Source organism: Bradyrhizobium sp. CCBAU 25338 (assembly GCF_028128965.1).
Classification (GTDB): Bacteria; Pseudomonadota; Alphaproteobacteria; order Rhizobiales; family Xanthobacteraceae; genus Bradyrhizobium; species Bradyrhizobium liaoningense.
In genome coordinates this window covers 562,720-581,062 of record NZ_LFKY01000003.1, presented here as the reverse complement: position 1 = coordinate 581,062, position 18,343 = coordinate 562,720, and the positions used below count along the sequence as shown (strand labels likewise).

Annotated in this window: 18 protein-coding genes; 5 read left to right on the top strand and 13 right to left on the bottom strand. The window is 64.8% G+C overall.

The genetic code is table 11. The features are described from left to right. Positions 1-47: 47 nt before the first annotated feature. From ACM42_RS07995 to soxX, 7 genes are read right to left on the bottom strand one after another with little or no spacing between them, the layout of a single operon-like run. Positions 48-506: a DsrE family protein gene (locus ACM42_RS07995; protein WP_271527389.1), complete on the bottom strand. Its 459-nt coding sequence runs from the start codon at positions 504-506 to the stop codon at positions 48-50. Then, a complete protein-coding gene (gene soxB, locus ACM42_RS07990; protein ID WP_271527388.1) occupies positions 503-2,254 on the bottom strand; it encodes a thiosulfohydrolase SoxB in 1,752 nt (583 codons plus the stop codon). Before soxB ends, ACM42_RS07995 begins: the two co-directional genes overlap by 4 nt. Before the next feature lie 54 nt (positions 2,255-2,308). Then, positions 2,309-2,614, bottom strand: coding sequence for a hypothetical protein (locus tag ACM42_RS07985; protein ID WP_028179928.1), 306 nt, complete (start codon positions 2,612-2,614; stop codon positions 2,309-2,311). Then, positions 2,611-3,474, bottom strand: coding sequence for a sulfur oxidation c-type cytochrome SoxA (gene soxA, locus ACM42_RS07980; RefSeq protein WP_271527387.1), 864 nt, complete (start codon positions 3,472-3,474; stop codon positions 2,611-2,613). The genes ACM42_RS07985 and soxA overlap by 4 nt, the downstream gene beginning before the upstream one ends. Next, positions 3,474-3,785 carry a thiosulfate oxidation carrier complex protein SoxZ gene (soxZ, locus tag ACM42_RS07975; protein WP_271527386.1) on the bottom strand — a complete coding sequence of 104 codons (312 nt, stop codon included), beginning with the start codon at positions 3,783-3,785 and terminating at the stop codon, positions 3,474-3,476. Before soxZ ends, soxA begins: the two co-directional genes overlap by 1 nt. Before the next feature lie 15 nt (positions 3,786-3,800). Next, on the bottom strand, positions 3,801-4,292 hold the full coding sequence (gene soxY / locus ACM42_RS07970; protein WP_271527385.1) for a thiosulfate oxidation carrier protein SoxY: 492 nt from the start codon (positions 4,290-4,292) through the stop codon (positions 3,801-3,803). Positions 4,293-4,317: 25 nt separating this feature from the next. After that, complete coding sequence (gene soxX / locus ACM42_RS07965; RefSeq protein ID WP_028179924.1) at positions 4,318-4,674, bottom strand: sulfur oxidation c-type cytochrome SoxX; 357 nt, start codon at positions 4,672-4,674, stop codon at positions 4,318-4,320. Between the two features lie 231 nt (positions 4,675-4,905). Between soxX and ACM42_RS07960 the strand changes: the two genes are divergently transcribed. After that, positions 4,906-5,577, top strand: a complete 672-nt coding sequence (locus ACM42_RS07960) for a DUF938 domain-containing protein (protein ID WP_271527384.1) — start codon at positions 4,906-4,908, stop codon at positions 5,575-5,577. A gap of 203 nt (positions 5,578-5,780) precedes the next feature. Here the strand turns inward: ACM42_RS07960 and ACM42_RS07955 are convergent, their stop codons facing one another. Beyond that, positions 5,781-7,850 carry a prolyl oligopeptidase family serine peptidase gene (locus ACM42_RS07955; protein ID WP_271527383.1) on the bottom strand — a complete coding sequence of 690 codons (2,070 nt, stop codon included), beginning with the start codon at positions 7,848-7,850 and terminating at the stop codon, positions 5,781-5,783. Between the two features lie 207 nt (positions 7,851-8,057). Between ACM42_RS07955 and ACM42_RS07950 the strand changes: the two genes are divergently transcribed. Both ACM42_RS07950 and ACM42_RS07945 read left to right on the top strand, forming a co-directional pair. Next, positions 8,058-9,305 carry an MFS transporter gene (locus ACM42_RS07950; protein ID WP_271527382.1) on the top strand — a complete coding sequence of 416 codons (1,248 nt, stop codon included), beginning with the start codon at positions 8,058-8,060 and terminating at the stop codon, positions 9,303-9,305. A gap of 211 nt (positions 9,306-9,516) precedes the next feature. Beyond that, the gene (locus tag ACM42_RS07945) at positions 9,517-10,752 is read left to right on the top strand and encodes an MFS transporter (RefSeq protein WP_271527381.1); all 1,236 of its coding nucleotides are present in this window, start codon (positions 9,517-9,519) and stop codon (positions 10,750-10,752) included. 91 nt (positions 10,753-10,843) lie between these two features. Here the strand turns inward: ACM42_RS07945 and ACM42_RS07940 are convergent, their stop codons facing one another. Continuing rightward, complete coding sequence (locus tag ACM42_RS07940) at positions 10,844-11,338, bottom strand: VOC family protein (protein WP_271527380.1); 495 nt, start codon at positions 11,336-11,338, stop codon at positions 10,844-10,846. An 89-nt stretch (positions 11,339-11,427) separates the two neighbouring features. Continuing rightward, positions 11,428-11,973 carry a carboxymuconolactone decarboxylase family protein gene (locus ACM42_RS07935; RefSeq protein ID WP_271527379.1) on the bottom strand — a complete coding sequence of 182 codons (546 nt, stop codon included), beginning with the start codon at positions 11,971-11,973 and terminating at the stop codon, positions 11,428-11,430. Positions 11,974-12,109: 136 nt separating this feature from the next. Between ACM42_RS07935 and ACM42_RS07930 the strand changes: the two genes are divergently transcribed. Both ACM42_RS07930 and ACM42_RS07925 read left to right on the top strand, forming a co-directional pair. After that, positions 12,110-13,309, top strand: a complete 1,200-nt coding sequence (locus ACM42_RS07930) for an acyl-CoA dehydrogenase family protein (RefSeq protein ID WP_271527378.1) — start codon at positions 12,110-12,112, stop codon at positions 13,307-13,309. A gap of 147 nt (positions 13,310-13,456) precedes the next feature. After that, complete coding sequence (locus ACM42_RS07925) at positions 13,457-14,596, top strand: acyl-CoA dehydrogenase family protein (RefSeq protein ID WP_271527377.1); 1,140 nt, start codon at positions 13,457-13,459, stop codon at positions 14,594-14,596. Between the two features lie 338 nt (positions 14,597-14,934). Here ACM42_RS07925 and ACM42_RS07920 read toward each other — a convergent pair whose 3' ends face one another. The 3 genes from ACM42_RS07920 to ACM42_RS07910 form a co-directional block, all read right to left on the bottom strand. Further along, a complete protein-coding gene (locus ACM42_RS07920) occupies positions 14,935-15,972 on the bottom strand; it encodes an amino acid ABC transporter substrate-binding protein (RefSeq protein ID WP_271527471.1) in 1,038 nt (345 codons plus the stop codon). A gap of 130 nt (positions 15,973-16,102) precedes the next feature. Further along, a complete protein-coding gene (locus ACM42_RS07915; protein ID WP_028181585.1) occupies positions 16,103-16,696 on the bottom strand; it encodes a L,D-transpeptidase in 594 nt (197 codons plus the stop codon). Between the two features lie 365 nt (positions 16,697-17,061). Continuing rightward, entirely contained in the window at positions 17,062-18,036 is a 975-nt protein-coding gene (locus ACM42_RS07910; RefSeq protein WP_271527375.1) for a hypothetical protein, read from the bottom strand. Positions 18,037-18,343 lie beyond the last annotated feature (307 nt).

Sequence of the window (18,343 nt, the reverse complement as noted above, 5' to 3'; positions counted from 1 at the left end):
GTCCCTGCGTTCGCAGGGACGACAGGAGAGTGTGATGCACCGGGCGCCTACGGCCTCACCAATGTGTACCCGTTCTCGGCCAGGAACAGGATCTGCCCAACCCCCACCTGCACCGGCGTCGCAGCGGGGATGAACTCCGGCCGCTTGCCTGTCTCCCGCTCGATCGTATCGACGGTGTTGAGGCAGATGTCGAAGCGAACGCCCTGTGCGATCAGGCTCTCGACCTGCTTGCGGCGCTCGCTGCCGGCAAGAAGCAGGTCGATGCCGGGACCGAACACCACCACTTCGATCGCGATCTTGTCGGGATCGTAGGCCTTCAGCAGGTTATTGGCGACGCTCAGCACCAGCGCCTGCTTCCTCGCATCGCCATCGGAGAGCTGCAGCACGATCCTGTGCTCGGCGAACGGCTTGTCCTGGAGCGGCACCTGTTGTGCCAGAGCGGGCGGGGCCGCCGCCCAGACGAGCAGTGCCAGCATCATCGCGGCCAAGAGCTGCGACCTCTTCATCCCTGTCCTGCAATGCCTGGATTGCCCTCGACCCCCTTCAGCGTGACGCCGGAGCCGAGTCGCTCCGGCAACATCCGGCCCGAGCGCAGATATTTGCCGACGACGTCCCACACCGGCGCGCCTTGCTGGCCGTTGACAGAAGCCCAGCCCGCAACCTTGTAGCGGTGTCTGGCGCTGAGCGCCTTGCCGCTGCCAAGCCTCAGCTCCGAGATGCGGCTGCCGATCGCGGCTGTCGGCGTGCAGGTGTAGCTGAGCCCGCCGACGCGCACCATGTCGCCGCCCTGCTGGTAATAGGGATCGGCGTTGAAGAGATTGTCGCAGACGTCTTCCAGCACGTCCTTGATCTGGGCTCCCGTCATTTCCTGCACATAGGTCTCGGGATAGGTGATCGCGGTCTCCGCCAGCAGATCCTCCATGGTCAGCGCCTGGCCGGACAGTGCGGTGACGCCCCAGCGGAAGCCCGGCGACAGCGCGATCTCGGCGTCGAGCTCGGCACGCAGCGCGGTGCAGATCAATTCGTCGACAGGCCCGGAGAAATTGTCGCGGCGGTAGAGCAGGCGATCCGGCGTTGCGATCTTCTCCGACCAGTCGCTCACATGCTGCGCGCGCAGCCGGCCGATCAGCTCGGCCATGGCAGGGTCGGGCTTTAGCAGCTCGGAATAAACCGGCAGCAGATGATAGTGGACGTCGCTGACCTTGCCCTTGTCGAGTGCAAGATCGAGCACGGCCAGGAATTTCCCGTTGGAGCCGGCATTGGTGACGAGCGTCGTGCCGCCTGCATTCTTCACGGCAATCGGCTGCGGCACAGCATCATGGGTGTGGCCGCCGAGGATGACGTCGATGCCGGTGACCCGGCTTGCGAGCTTGAGGTCGACATCCATGCCGTTGTGCGACAGCAGGACGACGGCATCGACCTTGTCGGTGCCCCGCAAGGCATCGACATGCTTCTGCAACTCCTCCTCGCGGATGCCGAAGCTCCAGTCCGGTGTGAATCGTTTCGGATGCGCGATCGGAACGTAAGGGAAGGCCTGGCCGACGATCGCGACGCGATGCCCGCCGATCTCCTTGATCATCGAAGGCTTGAACACGCGGCCGGTGGCCTTGTCGAAGGCGGGGGCGTCGTTGAACGCGGCTTCCTCGGTCAGGAACACGTTCTGCGCCAGGAACTCGCCCTTGAAGCGCTCGAGATTGTCGCGCAGCGCCTGCTCGCCATAGGTGAATTCCCAATGCCCGGTCATCGCCTCGATGCCGAGCAGATTGGCGACCTCGACCATGTCGCGGCCCTGCATGACGTTGGCAAGCCCGGTGCCCTGCCAGAGATCGCCACCGTCAACGAGCAGCGAACGCTTCTCGCCGACATCGGCGCGCAAGCGGTCGACCAGCGTCTTCAGATGGGCGAAGCCGCCGAGCTTGCCGAAGCGGCCTGCGGACTTTTCGAACTCGAAGCAGGTGAAGGCATAGGCATCCGCGCTGTCGGGCCGGATGCCGAACCGTTCCAGGAAGGCGCGGCCGACCAGATGCGGCGGCCGTCCCGCCATCTCACCGATGCCGATATTGACGCTGGGCTCGCGGAAATAGACCGGATTGAGCTGCGCATGCGTGTCGGTGATGTGCAGGATCCGCGCGTTGCCGAACCGCTCGAGGTCGTAGATGCTGGCGGTCTCGGTGCCGCGGGCCAGCCGCGGCAGGCCGAGCGTTGCGGCGGCAAGGCCTGCACTTTTCAGGAAATCGCGGCGGCGGATCGCCATCCAAAAATTCTCCGCGCCTCTCGTGATCGTCGGACTATTCCACTCAGGCGCAGTCTAGCGGATTTCCATCGCCTTCCAGGCTTCTTTTTCGGACGTGGCCTGGAAGATCGACGCCTTCGCCAGGGCCTCGGCCTCCCTGGCCGCGGCAACCGCACGGTCGAAATCGCCGCCGTCGGCCGCCTTCTTCGCTGCCGCCAGCGCAGATACGGTCACGGTCCATTGATTGCGCATGCCGGCCGCCTCCTTGGAGGCGGCTTCGGCGGCGGCATAGGCCGCCTTGTAGTCCGCCTCGTTCGCCGCGCGCGCGGATGGCGCAAGGCTCAAGACGAGCAGCATGGCGAGAGCAAGTGACCGCTTCATGGCCGTGCTCCCGGGCCCGAGATCGGCAGGCCGTTGGCGACGTAGGACAGGAAATATTCGACGTCGCGATATTCGTCCGATTGCGGCTCCAGCGGAACCGCGCGGGTCTGGCTGTTGCAGGTGACGAAGCGGCGGCTGGTGGTGCCCATGCCGCTCCATTCGGAGCGGTAGATCGGCATCGCGTTGAGGATGCCGAGCGCCGGGGCCAGGGTCTCGGCGCGGATGCGCTCACCCGGGCTCTGCACATGGCAGCTCGCGCAGGAGAAATTCATCTGGCCGCGCCGCGTGTAGAAATAGCGCTTGCCGTTCTCGTACGCCGCCAGCGCACGGGGATCGTCGGGAATCTTGATGTCCATCGGCTTGCCGCGCGAGGTGTAGGCCATGTAGGCCGTGAGCGAAGCCATCTCGTCCTTGACGTAGGAATAGGGCGCTTCGCCGTTGGCCTCGCGGCAGCGGTTGAGTGCAAGCTCCAGCGTGACGACCTTGCCTTCCTTCTCATCGAAATAGGGATAGTTCTGGCGGATGCCGATGCCGCCGTTCGGGAAGCAGTCGGCGTAGGTCTTGCCGTTCTTGAACGGGGTCGAGAACATCTCCTTGCCGGCATCGAGCGCGAACTCGTAAGGCGGGAATTCCTCCTTCTCCCGCCACTGCCGCTTCATGTCCTCGTTCATGGAATAAGGACCGTTGACGAAATCCTCGTGCTTCACGTTCGGAAACTTCTGGAAGAAGAAGTTCTGGAACGCCTTGGCATCGGCGACGGGATCGACCTTGTCGGCGGCGACGACACGCGTTGCGGCGAAAGCAAGCGCCGCGAGTGCGACGAACGCTGAGCCGAGCAGAATCGTGGCGCGCTGTTTCATCACGCGATCTTCGCGGTGGTCGTGTCCGACGCACCCTTGTTGTCGGTCCAGGAGATCTTGAGCTCGTCGCCCTTCCTGGCGCCCTTGAAGCTGAACTTCACGTAGGGGTCCTTGGAGACCGCGGTGCCCCAATTGGCGACGAAGACGTCCTTGCCGTTATATTCGAACTTCAGCTCCTGGATGAAGTGCGCCGGGATCAGCTCGCCCTTTGAGTCCTTGACCAGGCCGGTGTCCATGGGGTGCTGGATCAGCGTCTGCACCTCGGTGATGTCGCCGTTGGCGGTGGCGCGTACGCGAATGCTGGATGCCATGTCGAACTGCCTCGCTTAACCGCCGCAACCGCCGACGGTGACCTTGACCTCTTTGGTCGCGCTGTAGAGCTTGCCGTCGGCTTCCACGATCGCGGTCAATTTGGTGGTCTTGGCCATCTTCAGTCGGTTGGCGACGGCAGGAATCGTGCCGTCGGGAATCTTGTAGCTTGCCGCGAGCGCGTTCGGGTTCTCGGCCACGAAGAACGAGATCGAGGTGACCTTGTCGAGTGACGTCGTCACCGAGATCGGCACCACGCCGCCGTTCTCGGCGATCTCCGGCGCGTCGAGCTTGACCTTGTCGGACGGCTCCGCGGTCTTGCCATAGAGTGCCTTGATCGCGTCGGCCTCGTTCTTCTGCTTGAACGCCTCTTCCGGATATTTGTCGTTGGCCGCGGCGCGCGCGGGAGCGGCGCCGAACGGCAGATTGCCGAGGCCGAGCAGCGCGACGGAGGCTGCGCCCTGAAGGATCAGGCGCCGCGTCGGATGAGGCTTGGTGGTCGTGGTCATCTCAAGTCTCCTGGGCAGCCGGCCGTTACAGGGTCTGCAGGAAATCAACGATCGCGTTGATCTCCTGTTCGGTCAAAATCCGGTTCCGGCCGAACGGCGGCATCATGGTCTGCGGATTGCGCTTGGTCTCGTCGAAGATGATGGCGAACAGCTCGTTGCGATCGGGGTATTTTGCCGTGATGTCCTTCAGCTCCGGCCCGATCGTTCCCGGCAGATCACCGCCTTTGATGACGTGGCAGGTCAGGCAATTGCCCTTGCCGCGGTCGAAGGCGAGCTTCTGGCCCTCGGTCACGGTGGACTGCGCCCGCGCCGGGGCCGCAGCCGCGCCGGCGACAAGGGCCAGCGCAACCAGCAGGGCGGGCTTGCAGGGAAAGACGGTCAAGGCATCGTCCGGAGCGGTATGTCGATGATCTCGTTTGCGGAATGTTCAAAAGCACAAAGGGCACCGCCTGACAATCAAGACTATGCACGCGGCAAAATGGAGTTAATATCCTGCGCATTCCAGCTGATAAGATAGTTCGTTCATCGGATCGACTGCGATTAGCAAATTATTCTCGTGGGCGTTTTTGCCCTGAAGCCCGTGCTTTCTTTTTCACATTATTGGGGACGTCACTTGGCTGAATATGTCGTCGAATTCGGCAGGGATGGCGGACGGGTCGAGCCGGATGGCCGCCTCGATGCGCCGGCCTTTCATCGCAATCACGAACCGATCTGGGCAGCGCTGGAAAAGGATCTCGCGGGCTGCACCGGCAACGCGGTGGAACTCGGCAGTGGAACCGGCCAGCACGTGGTTCATTTCGCCCGCCACACGCCCGACCTGATCTGGTGGCCGAGCGACCTCAACCAGCGCCATCTCAAGAGCATCGAAGCCTGGCGCGTGCATGCGGGCCTGCCGAACATCCGCTCGCCCCTGCGGATCGATCTCACCGATCCCGACTGGTGTCCGGAGATGAAGAGCGGGCAGGGGCCGACGAGCCTTGCGGTCGTGTTCTGCGCCAATGTCATTCACATCGCGCCTTGGGCCGTGGCCGAGGGTCTGTTCGCCGGCGCCGGCCGCTATTTGCGTCCCGACGGCAAGCTGTTCCTCTACGGCCCCTTCAAGCGCGACGGCAAGCACACTGCGCTCAGCAATGCGGTGTTCGACACCTCGTTGCGCGAGGGCAATCCCGAATGGGGCGTGCGCGATATCAGCGATGTCGAGACACTGGCAAAAGGCGCCGGCCTTCGCCTTGTCGATACCACCGAGATGCCCGCGAACAATCTCACGCTGGTGTTTGCGCGCTAAAGCGCGACGGCGGTGCGCTCCCTCCCCCGCCTGCGGGGGAGGGTTGGGGAGAGGGTGTCTCCGCAGCGGGACAATCTCCAAGAGGAGAAAGCCCTCACCCGCCGTGCACGGGACGATGCTTCGCATCGCCCGGGGCACGTCGACCTCTCCCGCAAGCGGGAGAGGTAAGAGCCGCCCGTGGCCGGCACCTTAGTCAAGACGCGTCAGCCCTCGCCGTCCTTCCACCCGATCCTCTCCTTCAAAAACCGGAAGCCGAGCACTTCGAAGCCGGCGCGCTCCTTGTTGTCCTTGCCATAGCCGTGGCCGCCGGCGGCAGGCTCGTAAAACCAGGCTTCAAAGCCCATCGCCTGGAGCTTGGCGGCCATCTTGCGCGCGTGGCCCGGATGGACGCGGTCGTCGCGCCGCGTGGTCGCGATCAGGATCGGCGGATAGGCCTGGCCGGCCTTCACGTTGTGATAGGCCGAGTAGGTCTTCAGCCACTCCCACTCGTCGGGCTTGTCGGGGTCGCCATATTCCGCGATCCAGCTCGCGCCTGCGAGCAGTTTCGTGTAGCGGCGCATGTCGATCAGCGGGATGGTGCAGAACAGCGCGCCGAACCGCTCGGGATAGCGCACCAGCATGTTGGTGATGAGGATGCCGCCGTTCGATCCGCCCTGCGCCGCGATGCGCTTCGGCTGCGTCACGCCGCGGCGGACCAGATCGGCCGCGACCGCCGCGAAATCGTCGTGCGACAGCTTCTTGCCGGCCAGCCGTCCGGCATCGTGCCAGCGCGTGCCGAACTCGCCGCCGCCGCGCAGGTTCGCCTGCACCGTCGTGCCGCCGCGCTCCAGCCACAGCTTGCCGAGCGAGGCATTGTAGTACGGCTTCACCGAATGTCCGAAGCCGCCATAGGCGCTCATATAGACCGGCGCATCGCCGGTCTCCCGGGCGGGACCGGTCTGCACATAGGGAATACGCTCGCCGTCAACAGAGATCGCCTCGTGCTGGGTCACCACGAGACCGTCGGCGACAAATGTCTTCGGCGCCTGCTTCAGCACGGTCGGGCTTGCGATACCGCGCTCGATCAGCAGCAGCGAGGGCGGCGTCAGCGGATCCTGCACATTGGCGAGCAGATCGCCATTGCTTTCGGAGGGATGGCGATCGAGCGGCCAGACGTCGACGACGCCGATCTGCGGCAGGCCGCCAAGTGTCTCACGGCTCCAGCTAGTGGCGGATGGCGTGCAGATCTCGAAGCGAGGCTTGAGCTCGTCGAGGATCGAGAGCACCAGCTTTCCGGCGGCCCAGAACAAACCCTGCAGCGCGCGCCGCGGCGCCGGCTCGAACAGCACGACAAAATCGTGGCTGCCGGCCAGGAACGCCGAAAGCGAGATGCCGAGCACGGTATCGGTGACATGGGTCTGACCTGCGACCGTCCAGTCCTTGCGCAGCTTCGTCGCGAACCAGTCGCCATGCGCCTGCATCCAGATCCCGGTCGGCAGATCGAGCTTCGTCGTCGTGCCGGCCGCATCGCGCAGCCAGATTGCATGATTAAAGAAGTCGATCTGGTCGACGATCCAGACCCGGGGCGCCGCTCCGGTGTCGTCGGCGCTGCCATAGATCGTCATGTGATCGGCCGCGGTCTCGATGATCACCTGCGCCTGATCGACAGGCTGGCCTCGCCGCCACAGGCGAACCGTCCGCGCATATCCCGAGCTCGTCGCCATGTCCTCGCCATGCGCGCTCGACAGCAGCAGCGTGTCGGCATTGAGCCAGTCGACGCCGCCTTTTGCTTCCGGCAGCGTAAAGCCGTCCACAACGAAGCTCTTCGTGGCGAGGTCGAACTCGCGAAGAGTGACGGCGTCGCTGCCGCCGCGCGACAGGCTCAGGATCGCCCGCGAGCTTCCCGGCATCGTGGCGATCCCGCCGAGCAGCCAGTCCTCGCCTTCGCTCGCCGCGAGCCGGTCGACATCCAGCATGGTCTCCCATGCCGGATCGGTCTTGCGAAATTCCGCCAGCGTCGTGCGCCGCCACAGGCCGCGCGGGTTGCTGGCGTCCTTCCAGAGGTTGTGGAGGTCGTTGCCGCGCCGGCTGACATAGGGAATGTTGTCCGGCCGGTCGTAGATCGCCGCGAGGATATCGCGGTCGCGCGCGAAAGCCGCCCCGCCGAACGCGGCGAGCGTCAGGCTGTTCTGCCGCTCCACGAAATCGAGCGCCTGCGTGCCCTCGATCTCCTCCAGCCATAGCCAGGGATCGTCGTCGGGAGCGCTGAGCGTGGGCCTGTCGTCGACGGACATGAGCGAAACTCCAAAAACTCGCGGCGGATAGGATTTGATCGAGCGCAAGCCGTCAAGCGCGGCGGCCGGCTATCATCTACTCGATTGCGTCAGAGACATGGCCTGCGCCCGTTTGCGCCGGTTGCCCGCCTTCCCACGCCCCTCCATAGTGCCGGGAATCAACAGCCCTCGTGAGCCCTTGAAAGTCCCTGGGGCGGAAAAATTTCGATGCTGGACGTGACTGCAGTCAATGAGATCGCCGACGATGCCCGCGTGCGTGCCAATGTGGTGCGCCTTGCCGCGGCGCAGGCGCTGACCGGCGCCAACTCCGCGGTGATCTTCGCCACCGGCGCGATCGTCGGCGCCACGCTCGCGCCCGACATGTCGTTCGCGACTGTGCCGATCTCGATGTATGTGGTGGGACTCGCCGCGGGCACGCTGCCGACCGGCGCGATCTCGCGCCGCTTCGGTCGCCGCGCGGCTTTCGTCATCGGCACGGGCCTCGGCACGCTCACCGGCCTGCTTGGCTCGTTCGCGATCCTGCACGGCTCGTTCGCACTGTTCTGCGTCGCGACCTTCCTCGGCGGCCTCTACGGCGCCGTGGCGCAGTCCTATCGCTTTGCCGCCGCCGACGGCGCCAGCGCGGCCTACCGTCCGAAGGCCGTGTCCTGGGTAATGGCGGGCGGCGTCTTCGCCGGCGTGCTCGGTCCGCAGCTCGTGCAATGGACCATGGACGTCTGGCAGCCCTATCTGTTCGCCTTCAGCTTCCTGGTGCAGGCCGCCGTCGCGCTGGTCGCCATGGGCATCGTCGCGGGCGTCGACATGCCCAAGCCCGCGCCGGCCGATCTGCACGGCGGCCGGCCGCTGCTCACCATCGTGACCCAACCGCGCTTCATCGCGGCGGCGCTGTGCGGCGTGATCTCCTATCCTATGATGAATCTGGTGATGACCTCGGCGCCGCTCGCCATGCAGATGTGCGGCCTCAGCGTGTCCGATTCCAATTTCGGCCTGCAATGGCACATCGTCGCGATGTACGGACCGAGCTTCTTCACGGGCACGCTGATCGCCCGCTTCGGTGCGCCCAGAATCGTGGCCGCCGGCCTGCTGCTGGAAGCCGGCGCCGCCGGCATCGGCCTCTCCGGCCTCACCGCGATGCATTTCTGGGCCACGCTGGTCGTGCTCGGCGTCGGCTGGAATTTCTCCTTCATCGGCGCCTCCGCGCTGGTGCTGGAGACGCACCGTCCGCAGGAGCGCAACAAGGTGCAGGCCTTCAACGATTTCCTGGTGTTCGGCATGATGGCGATCGGCTCGTTCTCCTCCGGCCAGTTGCTTGCCAATTACGGCTGGTCCGCGGTGAACCTGGTGGTGTTCCCGCCGGTGGTGCTGGGCCTTGTCGTGCTCTCGCTGGTCTCCTGGGCTCGCCGCCGCAAGGCGCGGCTGGATGCGGCGATGGGCGAGTTTCCTGACGCGGTCTAGGTGGCGGGAGGCTGTCAGCAGCGTTGATACTTCGATCCGGGTCGAAGTGATTTTCTGGTGAGGGTTAGTTAGATGTCGTCATGGCCGGGCTTGTCCCGGCCATCCACGTCTTTGCGACGTCGAAGGAAGAGAGTGGATGCCTGGGCATAGGCGAGCGGAAGCGACGCCGTCCTTCAGACGGCTATGCCCGGGCATGACGGAGTAAGCGGCAATGCTTGATAATCCTCAACAGCCCACGATCGACGAATCCTCCCTCCGTTACGAAGGCTGGCGCATCGTCGCGGTCTGCTTCCTGCTCGCCACCTTCGGCTGGGGTCTCGGCTTCTACGGCCAGAGCGTCTATGTCGCCGAGCTCCAGCGCGCGCGGGGCTGGCCGACAACGCTGATCTCCGCTGGGACGACGTTCTTCTATCTGTTCGGCGCGCTGCTCGTCGTCTTCGTCGGCGAAGCCGTGCGGAAACACGGCCCGCGCCTCTGCCTGATTGCCGGCACGCTGGCGATGGCGGCGGCCGCGGTCGCGATCGGCGCGGTGCGCGAGCCCTGGCAGCTTTATCTCGCGAATGCCGTGCTCGCCTTCGGCTGGGCCGGCACCAGTCTCGCCATGATCACCAACACGATCAGCCTGTGGTTCGACCGCAAGCGCGGCATGGCGATCAGCCTGGCGCTGAACGGCGCCAGCTTCGGCGGCATCGTCGGCGTGCCGCTGCTGGTGACGCTGATCGGCCATGTCGGCTTCGCCAGCGCGATGTATGCCGCTGCCGGCGCCATGCTGGTGCTGCTGCTGCCGGTCATCCTGCTTCTCGTCGGCCGCCCGCCCGATCGTCATGGCTGGCACGCCACGGCGAAGGCAAGACCGCAATCCTCGACGCAGATCCGCGCATGGGCGCTGCGTGACGTCGGCTTCCTCACGGTGACGATCGCCTTCGCCCTGGTGCTGTTCGCCCAGGTCGGCTTCATCGTGCACCTGATCTCGTTCCTTGACCCCGTAATCGGCCGCGAGCGCGCCGCCGTCGCCGTCGCGGTGCTGACGGCGATGGCCGTCGTCGGCCGGGTGCTGTTCTCGTTGGTGATCGACCGCCTCGATCAGCGCCTGGCCTCCGCGCTCTCGTTCCTCAGCCAGGCGGCGGCGCTTCTCGTCGTCATCAATCTGCACGATGACTATGTGCTGATCGCGGCCTGCGCGGTGTTCGGCTTCTCGGTCGGCAACCTCATCACGCTGCCGTCGCTGATCGTGCAGCAGGAATTCGACAGTGCCGCGTTCGGCGTGCTGATCAGCTTGAACACGGCGATCAACCAGGTGACCTACGCGTTCGGCCCGGGCGTCGTCGGGGCCTTGCGCGATTGGTCCGGCGGCTATGCGCTGCCGTTCTATCTCTGCATCGCGCTGGAGGTGATGGCCGCGGCGCTGATCATGGTGCGGGGGAAGCCAAAAGCGAAGCTCTCGTAGGGTGGGCAAAGGCGCAAAGCGCCGTGCCTACGATCTGTCTCTACATCGCGAGATTTGGTGGGCCCACCCTACGAGATCGTGCCCCTGCGGCTCACCCCTCGCGCTGCTTCAGCAACCCCTCGACATCCAGCCGCTTGGTGAACATCGCCAGCTTCCCGTCCGGCCCGAACGGCCATTGCTCCCTGGGCTTGTCCCAATACAGCTCGACCCCGTTCTGGTCCGGGTCACGCAGATACAGCGCCTCGCTGACGCCGTGATCGCTCGAGCCATCAAGCGCAATGCCGGCCGTGAGCACCCGATGCAGCGCATCGGCCAGCGCAGGCCGCGTCGGATAGAGGATTGCCGTGTGAAACAGCCCGGTCGCATCAGGCGGCGGCGGTGAGCCGCCCTTGCTTTCCCAGGTGTTGAGCCCGATGTGGTGGTGGTAGCCGCCGGCCGAGATGAAGGCCGCGCCCGAGCCCATCCGCTGCATCAGCTCGAAGCCGAGCACGCCGCAATAGAAGCCGAGCGCGCGATCGAGATCGGCGACCTTGAGGTGGACGTGGCCGATCCTGGTGCCGGCGGCGACGGCGGGGCTTTGCGACATGGGAATGCTCCGTTGCTGAGCTCCACATAGGGCGGGCCTCGGGACAGCGCTATTGCTCATCTCGAAACCCATCGTTTCTAGATAAGAAGCTAAGCCAGCTCCGACACCTCGCCTTCCGGCAGGCCGAACTCGAACGTGTTCAGCGTCATCGATACAAGCGTGTAATACCCGCACAGCCCGATCACCTCGACGACGCCGCGCTCGCTGAGCACCTTCACTGCCTCATCATACAAACCCTTCTCGACGCCGTGTCCCTCGTGCAGCGACTTCGCGACGTCGTAGATCATCTTCCCCTTGGGGTCGTCGAACTCGGGCGTGCGGCGGTCGCGGATCGCGTCGATGATCTCGGGCTTCATGCCGCCCGCAAGCGCCAGTCGCTTATGTGCGTACCATTCGTAATGCGCGGTCCGGTGCCGCGCCGTCACCAGGATCGCGATCTCCGAGAGCTTTGCCGGGAATATCGTGTCGAAGCGCATGACTTCGCCGAGCCGCGTCGCGTGACGCGCCATCTCCGGACTGTTGAGCCAGGCCATCATCGGCGCCGGCGGCTTGCCGCGCTTGCCGGCAATCGATTCGTCATAGGTCTGCCGCTGGCTCTCGTTCATTTCGCCAGGCGAAAGAAGTGTCAGGCGCATTCGCGTTTCCTCTTTGTTTTCAAGCGGCCAGAGCGACGACTATAGCCGAATGCAGCGCCACGGAAGTGGTTGAATTCCACGGTGCGATGGCTCAGAGTCGTGCCCAACAAAGTCTTTTTGAGTGATGGAAACGACCATGAGCGACACTGAGACCGCCGATCTCGAGACATTCCGCAACGAGACGCGCATCTGGCTCGAAGCCAATTGCCCGCCGGAAATGCGCAAGCCCGCGACGTCGGATGCCGACGTGTTCTGGGGCGGGCGCAACGCAAAATTCTCGTCCGAGCCGCAGCGCATCTGGTTCGAGCGCATGCGCGACAAGGGCTGGACCGTCCCTGACTGGCCGAAGGAGTATGGCGGCGGAGGCTTGAGCGCGGCCGAGCACAAGGTGCTGCGCGCCGAGATGGCGAGGATCGGCGCGCGCCCGCCGCTGTCGAGTTTCGGCATCTGGATGCTCGGGCCGGCGCTCTTGAAATACGGCAACGACGCCCAGAAGAAGGAGCATCTGCCGAAGATCGCGGCGGGCGAGATCCGCTGGTGCCAGGGCTATTCCGAGCCGAACGCCGGCTCCGACCTCGCTTCGCTCCAGACCCGCGCCGAGAGCGACGGCGACGACTTCATCATCAACGGCCAGAAGATCTGGACGTCCTATGCCAATTACGCCGACTGGATCTTCTGCCTGGTACGCACCGATCCCACTGCGAAGAAGCATGACGGCATCAGCTTCATCCTGTTCGACATGACCTCGAAGGGCGTCTCGACCAAGCCGATCCTCTTGATCTCCGGTTATTCGCCGTTCTGCGAGACCTTCTTCGACAATGTCCGCGTGCCGAAGTCGCACGTGGTCGGCACCATTAACCGTGGCTGGGACGTCGCGAAATATCTGCTCCAGCACGAGCGCGCGATGATCTCAGGGATGGGCGAGCGCGGCGTCGGCCGGCCGCTCGGCCAGATCGCGGCGGACTCCGTCGGCACCGATGGGCAAGGCAGGCTGGACGATGCCATGCTGCGCGGCCAGATCGCGCGCTTCGACGTCGATGAAGCCGCGCTCGCGGCCTGCGCCGAGCGTGCGGTCGATCTCGCCAAGGCCGGGCAGGCGCATCCGGCGTTCTCGTCGGCGATGAAGTACTACGGCACCGAGCTCAACAAGCGCCGCCACGAGATCCTGATGTCGGCCGGAGGCGTTGATGCGCTGGAATGGGAGAGCGAGCGCTCCAAGCAGGGCGCGCGCCCGCGCGCCTGGCTGCGCACCAAGGCCAACTCGATCGAGGGCGGCACGTCCGAGGTCATGCTCGGCATCGTCGCCAAGCGCATCCTGGATCTGCCGGGGGCGTGAACACGCTCTCACCACCCGTCATTCCGGGGCGCGCGTAGCGCGAGCCCGGAATCCATACTCCCGATCGTGGTTATGGATTCCGGGCCTGGCCCTTCGGGCCATCCCGGAATGACGACACAGATAGATTTTCGAATCGGAAACACACACATGGCCCTCGTCCTCACCGAAGAACAATCGATGCTCCGCGACAGCGCGCGCGGGCTGATCAGCGACAAGGCGCCGGTGTCGCACCTGCGTCACTTGCGCGACAGCAAGGATCGCACCGGCTTCTCCAAGGAGCTCTGGCATTCCTTTGCCGAGATGGGTTTCGCCGGTCTTCTCGTGCCGGAAGAGTTCGGTGGCAGTGGCCTCGGCCATGTCGAGGCTGGCGTCGTCATGGAGGAGATCGGCCGCACCCTGATGCCATCGCCCTTCCTTGCCACCAGCGTGGTCGCGGCCTCGGCGCTGAACCGCGGCGGTAGTTTCGCGCAGAGATCGGAATATCTGCCGAAGATCGCGAGCGGGTCGCTGCTCGCAACGCTCGCAATCGACGAGGGCGCCAAGCACCGTCCGCTCCACACCGGCTTGCAGGCCGTGCGCGTCGGCAACGGGTTCAAGCTCAGCGGTACCAAGGCGCTCGTGGTCGACGGTCACGTCGCCGATCTCCTGATCGTCGCCGCGCGCACCGCGGGCGCCGCCGGTGAGCGCGAGGGGTTGACGGCGTTCCTGGTCGATCCCAAGGCCAAGGGCATCGCGATCGAGCGCACCATCATGGTCGACGCGCACAATGCGGCGCGGATCGAATTCGCCAATGTCGAGGTCAATACCGACGGCGTGCTCGGCGAGGTCGATCAGGGCGCAAGTCTGCTCGACGGTGTGCTCGATATCGGCCGCGGCGCGGTCGCCGCCGAAATGGTCGGTCTCAGCGAGGAGGTGTTTGGCCGCACCGTCGAGTACCTGAAGAGCCGCAAGCAGTTCGGCAAGCTGATCGGCGAATTCCAGGCCCTCCAGCACCGCGCCGCCGAGCTCTATGTCGACATCGAGATCACCCGCGCCGCGGTGATGAAGGCGCTGCAGGTCCTGGATGGCGACGTCGCCAAGGCGGCCTCAGCCGTCGCAGTCGCAAAGGCCCGCGCCGGCACCACCGCCACGCGCGCGGTTCAGGAAGGCGTACAGATGCATGGCGGCATGGGCATGACCGACCAGTTCGACATCGGCTTCTTCATGAAGCGCGCGCGGGTATGCGAGGAATTGTTCGGCGATGCGAACTATCACACCGAACAGCTGGCGAGGGCGCGGGGGTATTGAGGTCAATCCCCTCAGGGTGAGGAGAGAAAGCGTGGCGCGTAGCCCGGATGAGCGCAGCGACATCCGGGAATGCCGCGGGCGCCACCCCGCATATCGCTTCGCTCATGCGGGCTACGGGATCGAGCGAGTCGAAACCGCTTGCCCCAGACTGAAGGAGCGCGCTCCTCAGGATGAGGGGAGAAAACGTTACCTATCAGCCGGCATGGCCGGGCTCGTCCCGGCCATCCACGTTCTTGACCTACCTCAAAACCGTGGATGCCCGGGACAAGCCCGGGCATGACGATTGAGAGCGTGGCGCGAGCCTTGGCTCAAGCTCGCAATGACGGAGGTTAAACCGCCTACCGCATCGGTGGTGCGTACTGCACGCCTCCGGCATTCCACAGCTGGTTCATGCCGCGCGGGATCTTCAGCTTGGACTTCTCGCCGATGTTTCGGTCGTACATCTCGCCGTAATTGCCGACGTGGCGGATGATGCGGGCGGCCCAGTCCTTGGTGAGGCCGAGCTGCTCGCCGTAACGGCCTTCGGTGCCGACGAGGCGCATCACTTCCGGCTTCTTCGACTTCAAGGCTTCGTCGATGTTCTCCGAGGTGACGCCGAGCTCCTCGGCGTTGATCATGGCATACAGCGTCCACTTCACGATCATCATCCAGTCGTCGTCGCGCTGACGCACGACGGGGGCGAGCGGCTCCTTGGAGATCATGTCGGGCAGGATCATGTGGTCGCCGGGTTTCGAGAGGTTCAGCCGCAGCGCATAGAGCTGGGAGACGTCGGCCGAAAGCGTGTCGCACTTGCCGGTGTCATAGGCCTTCACGACGTCGTCGAGCTTGTCGAACTTCACCTCTTCATACTTCATGTTGTTGACGCGGAAGTAATCGGCGACGTTGAGTGTCGTCGTGGTTCCGCTCTGCACGCAGACCTTGCTGTCTGTCAGGTCCAGCGAGGTCTCCTTGTTGCGCGCGCGCGGCACCATGAAGCCGACGCCGTCGTAATAGGCCACGGCCGGAAAATACAGGTCGTAGTCGAGCTCGCGCGCCATGCTCCAGGTCGTGTTGCGCGAGAGGATGTCCACCTTGCGGCTCTGCAGCTCCTTGAAGCGCTCGTTGGCGTCGAGCGGGACGAACTTCGCCTTGCCCGGGTCGTTGAAGATCGCGGCGGCGACCGCGCGGCAGAAATCGACGTCGAAGCCGGTCCAGTTGCCCTTGTCGTCGGGGATCGAGAAGCCCGGCAGGCCCTTGTTGACGCCGCATAGCACTTCGCCCCGGCGAACCGTGCGCTTCAAGGTGCGGGTGTCGTAGAATTCGTAAATGATCGCCAGGACGGCGACCAGCACGGCGATGGCGAGCCCGATCAGCAGGCCGCCACGAAAAGTGCGCATCATGTTGCTCTCTCGAAAAACCGGGAAAAGGAATCAGGCGAGGACGGAGAGCATGATCCGGATCCGGAGGGCCGCGTGTGCGCGAAGCGCGAAGCGGCTGTCCGAAAAGATCATGCTCGAACCATAAACTCTAAAGCTCGGGCTTCTGCCGGATGACCACCTTGGTGCCAACAGGAACGCGATCATAGAGATCGGCAACGTCATTGTTGACGAGGCGGAAGCAGCCGGAAGACACCTTGGTGCCGATCGTGTCGGGGCGGTTGGTGCCGTGGATGCGGTAGACGGTGGTGCCGAGATACATGGCGCGGGCCCCCAACGGATTGCCGGGGCCGCCGGCCATGAAGCGCGGCAGATAGGGCTGGCGCTGGATCATCTCCGGCGGCGGCGTCCAGTCCGGCCATTCCTTCTTGTTGGTGATGGTCACCAGTCCTTGCCACTGGAAACCGTCGCGGCCGACGCCGATGCCATAGCGGATCGCGCGCCCGCCGGGCTGCACCAGATAGAGGTGCCGTTCTGCGGTCGAGACAATGATCGTTCCCGGCGGCTCGGTGGTGCGGAAGTAGACCACCTGCTTCTGCCATTCCGGATCGAGCTGGTAGCCGTCATCGGCGATCAGGCCCGGCTCGTCCCCGCGGTCCGGCTGCTGGGCGAAGGCCTGCGGCGCGGACAGAATCAGGCCGATCGCAGCCACAAACATCCCGGTCAGGCGACGAAAATCCGTCATGTAAAGCTCTCCCCGCTGCCACAGCGCAAATCAATCATGAACCATCAAACCTGAGGGGCAAGTTCGTGGCAAGTTGATGGCGCGCCGCCCTGGTATGTCACGAGAATACTTTGGCTTTTTGACGGGGCCGGAGCAATGCCAAGAACAGGGGATGGCGCGAAAAGCCTAGATTGCTGCCGCACCGGTGGTGCGCTCCCTCCCCCGCCTGCGGGGGAGGGTCGGGGAGAGGGTCTCTCAACAACGGGACGCTCCCCCAGAGGATAGAACCCTCACCCGCGCCTTCGGCGCGACCTCTCCCGCAAGCGGGAGAGGCTCAGACCGAGCCCGCTGTGAGATCAACCTCGACAATTGGCAATGGAAGCGAGTCAGAACTTATTGCTCTCCGCCGCAATCCCGAGCCGCCGGACGATCTCCGTGGCCACGGCGCGCGCCTCGGCTCGCGACCCGATACGGGGGCTGCGAAATCGCCGCCTCGAGTGCAGCCGGATCACGACGATGCAGTGCTCGTCCTCGGAGCGGCCGCGGCGCTCGACGGTGATCGTCTTCACGTCGCGCCCCTCGATATGGTCGGCGCGCAAGCTGCCGTCGCCCCACAGGCGCTCGACGCGGATATCGCTCTGGCGGATGATCCAGAAGGCACCGGTGACGAGGTTGGCGTATCTGTAGACGACGAACGCCGCGATCGCGCCGGCGGGCAACAGCGCGATGTCGATCGGGCCCGGCGGCAGGCCGCGCCAGAGCTTGTAGGCATAGGGAACGGCGCTCACCGCGACCGCGATCAGTGCAACGATGTAGATTTCCCGCGCCGGAAACGGCTCGATCGGTTCGCCGAGATGCATCTCGGGATTGCTGGCATCGAGCGGATTGCGGGGTGCCTGGACATTGGGAACGCCGAATTGCGTGGCGATCCGGGTCACGGTGTCATGCACATGCGTGACGTCCGAGATCGGCGGGGACGTCAGGCGTTCCCCCGAGGCCAGCGTGAAGGCCAGCTGGAAACGGGCTTTCACCCTTTTGCTGCCGGGAACCTGCAATTCCCTGATGTCGTCCTTGGGCACGACCCGCGTGCGGAGCTTTCCGAACGGACGCTGCTGCCCGATCAGGATCTCGCTCGGTGTGATGATCCACACCACGGCCGGCGCCATCATGATGCCGACGACGAAGCCCGCCCCCACGAGCAGCGCGACCACGGAGATCACGATTTCCAGGATGTCGCGCGTGAACAGGCCCGGCGTGAAGCACAACGCAACGGCGGCCGCAAAGCCGGACATCACCAGCCGCTGCGCGATCGAGGCGCCTTCACGAAGGCGGATATCGGTGCTGGTGGTCGCGTCGTCCATCGCGGGCGGTTGTTTCCGTCGCTCGCGAAACTCCGCGGACCGGTCCGCGGAGTCAAGCAACAAGGGCGACAGATGCCGAGCGGCAGGATGGACGCGCCCCGGCCACGGCGACGGTGCGCTCCCACCCCCCAAATACAAAACGACCCGGACGGGGGCATCGTCCGGGTCGCTGGAGGTCTTGGGAGGTTTAACGAAACCGTATGAGAAGCTTATAGGGACGAAGTTTTTCCGCCTGATGTTGCGCTTTGTTTCAATTGTTTCGTCGGAGGTAACACTTCCGTGTCCGGGGGACAGGGCCTGAGCTGCG

What these genes read in the sequence shown, in the direction of transcription:
- ACM42_RS07930 (WP_271527378.1), top strand. Translation starts at nt 12,110, where the DNA reads ATGAGCGACACTGAGACCGCCGATCTCGAGACATTCCGCAACGAGACG.
- soxA (WP_271527387.1), bottom strand. Translation starts at nt 3,474, where the DNA reads ATGAAACAGCGCGCCACGATTCTGCTCGGCTCAGCGTTCGTCGCACTC.
- ACM42_RS07985 (WP_028179928.1), bottom strand. Translation starts at nt 2,614, where the DNA reads ATGAAGCGGTCACTTGCTCTCGCCATGCTGCTCGTCTTGAGCCTTGCG.
- ACM42_RS07945 (WP_271527381.1), top strand. Translation starts at nt 9,517, where the DNA reads ATGCTTGATAATCCTCAACAGCCCACGATCGACGAATCCTCCCTCCGT.
- soxY (WP_271527385.1), bottom strand. Translation starts at nt 4,292, where the DNA reads ATGACCACGACCACCAAGCCTCATCCGACGCGGCGCCTGATCCTTCAG.
- ACM42_RS07915 (WP_028181585.1), bottom strand. Translation starts at nt 16,696, where the DNA reads ATGACGGATTTTCGTCGCCTGACCGGGATGTTTGTGGCTGCGATCGGC.
- soxB (WP_271527388.1), bottom strand. Translation starts at nt 2,254, where the DNA reads ATGGCGATCCGCCGCCGCGATTTCCTGAAAAGTGCAGGCCTTGCCGCC.
- ACM42_RS07925 (WP_271527377.1), top strand. Translation starts at nt 13,457, where the DNA reads ATGGCCCTCGTCCTCACCGAAGAACAATCGATGCTCCGCGACAGCGCG.
- ACM42_RS07920 (WP_271527471.1), bottom strand. Translation starts at nt 15,972, where the DNA reads ATGCGCACTTTTCGTGGCGGCCTGCTGATCGGGCTCGCCATCGCCGTG.
- ACM42_RS07940 (WP_271527380.1), bottom strand. Translation starts at nt 11,338, where the DNA reads ATGTCGCAAAGCCCCGCCGTCGCCGCCGGCACCAGGATCGGCCACGTC.
- ACM42_RS07910 (WP_271527375.1), bottom strand. Translation starts at nt 18,036, where the DNA reads ATGGACGACGCGACCACCAGCACCGATATCCGCCTTCGTGAAGGCGCC.
- ACM42_RS07950 (WP_271527382.1), top strand. Translation starts at nt 8,058, where the DNA reads ATGCTGGACGTGACTGCAGTCAATGAGATCGCCGACGATGCCCGCGTG.
- ACM42_RS07995 (WP_271527389.1), bottom strand. Translation starts at nt 506, where the DNA reads ATGAAGAGGTCGCAGCTCTTGGCCGCGATGATGCTGGCACTGCTCGTC.
- ACM42_RS07955 (WP_271527383.1), bottom strand. Translation starts at nt 7,850, where the DNA reads ATGTCCGTCGACGACAGGCCCACGCTCAGCGCTCCCGACGACGATCCC.
- ACM42_RS07935 (WP_271527379.1), bottom strand. Translation starts at nt 11,973, where the DNA reads ATGCGCCTGACACTTCTTTCGCCTGGCGAAATGAACGAGAGCCAGCGG.
- soxZ (WP_271527386.1), bottom strand. Translation starts at nt 3,785, where the DNA reads ATGGCATCCAGCATTCGCGTACGCGCCACCGCCAACGGCGACATCACC.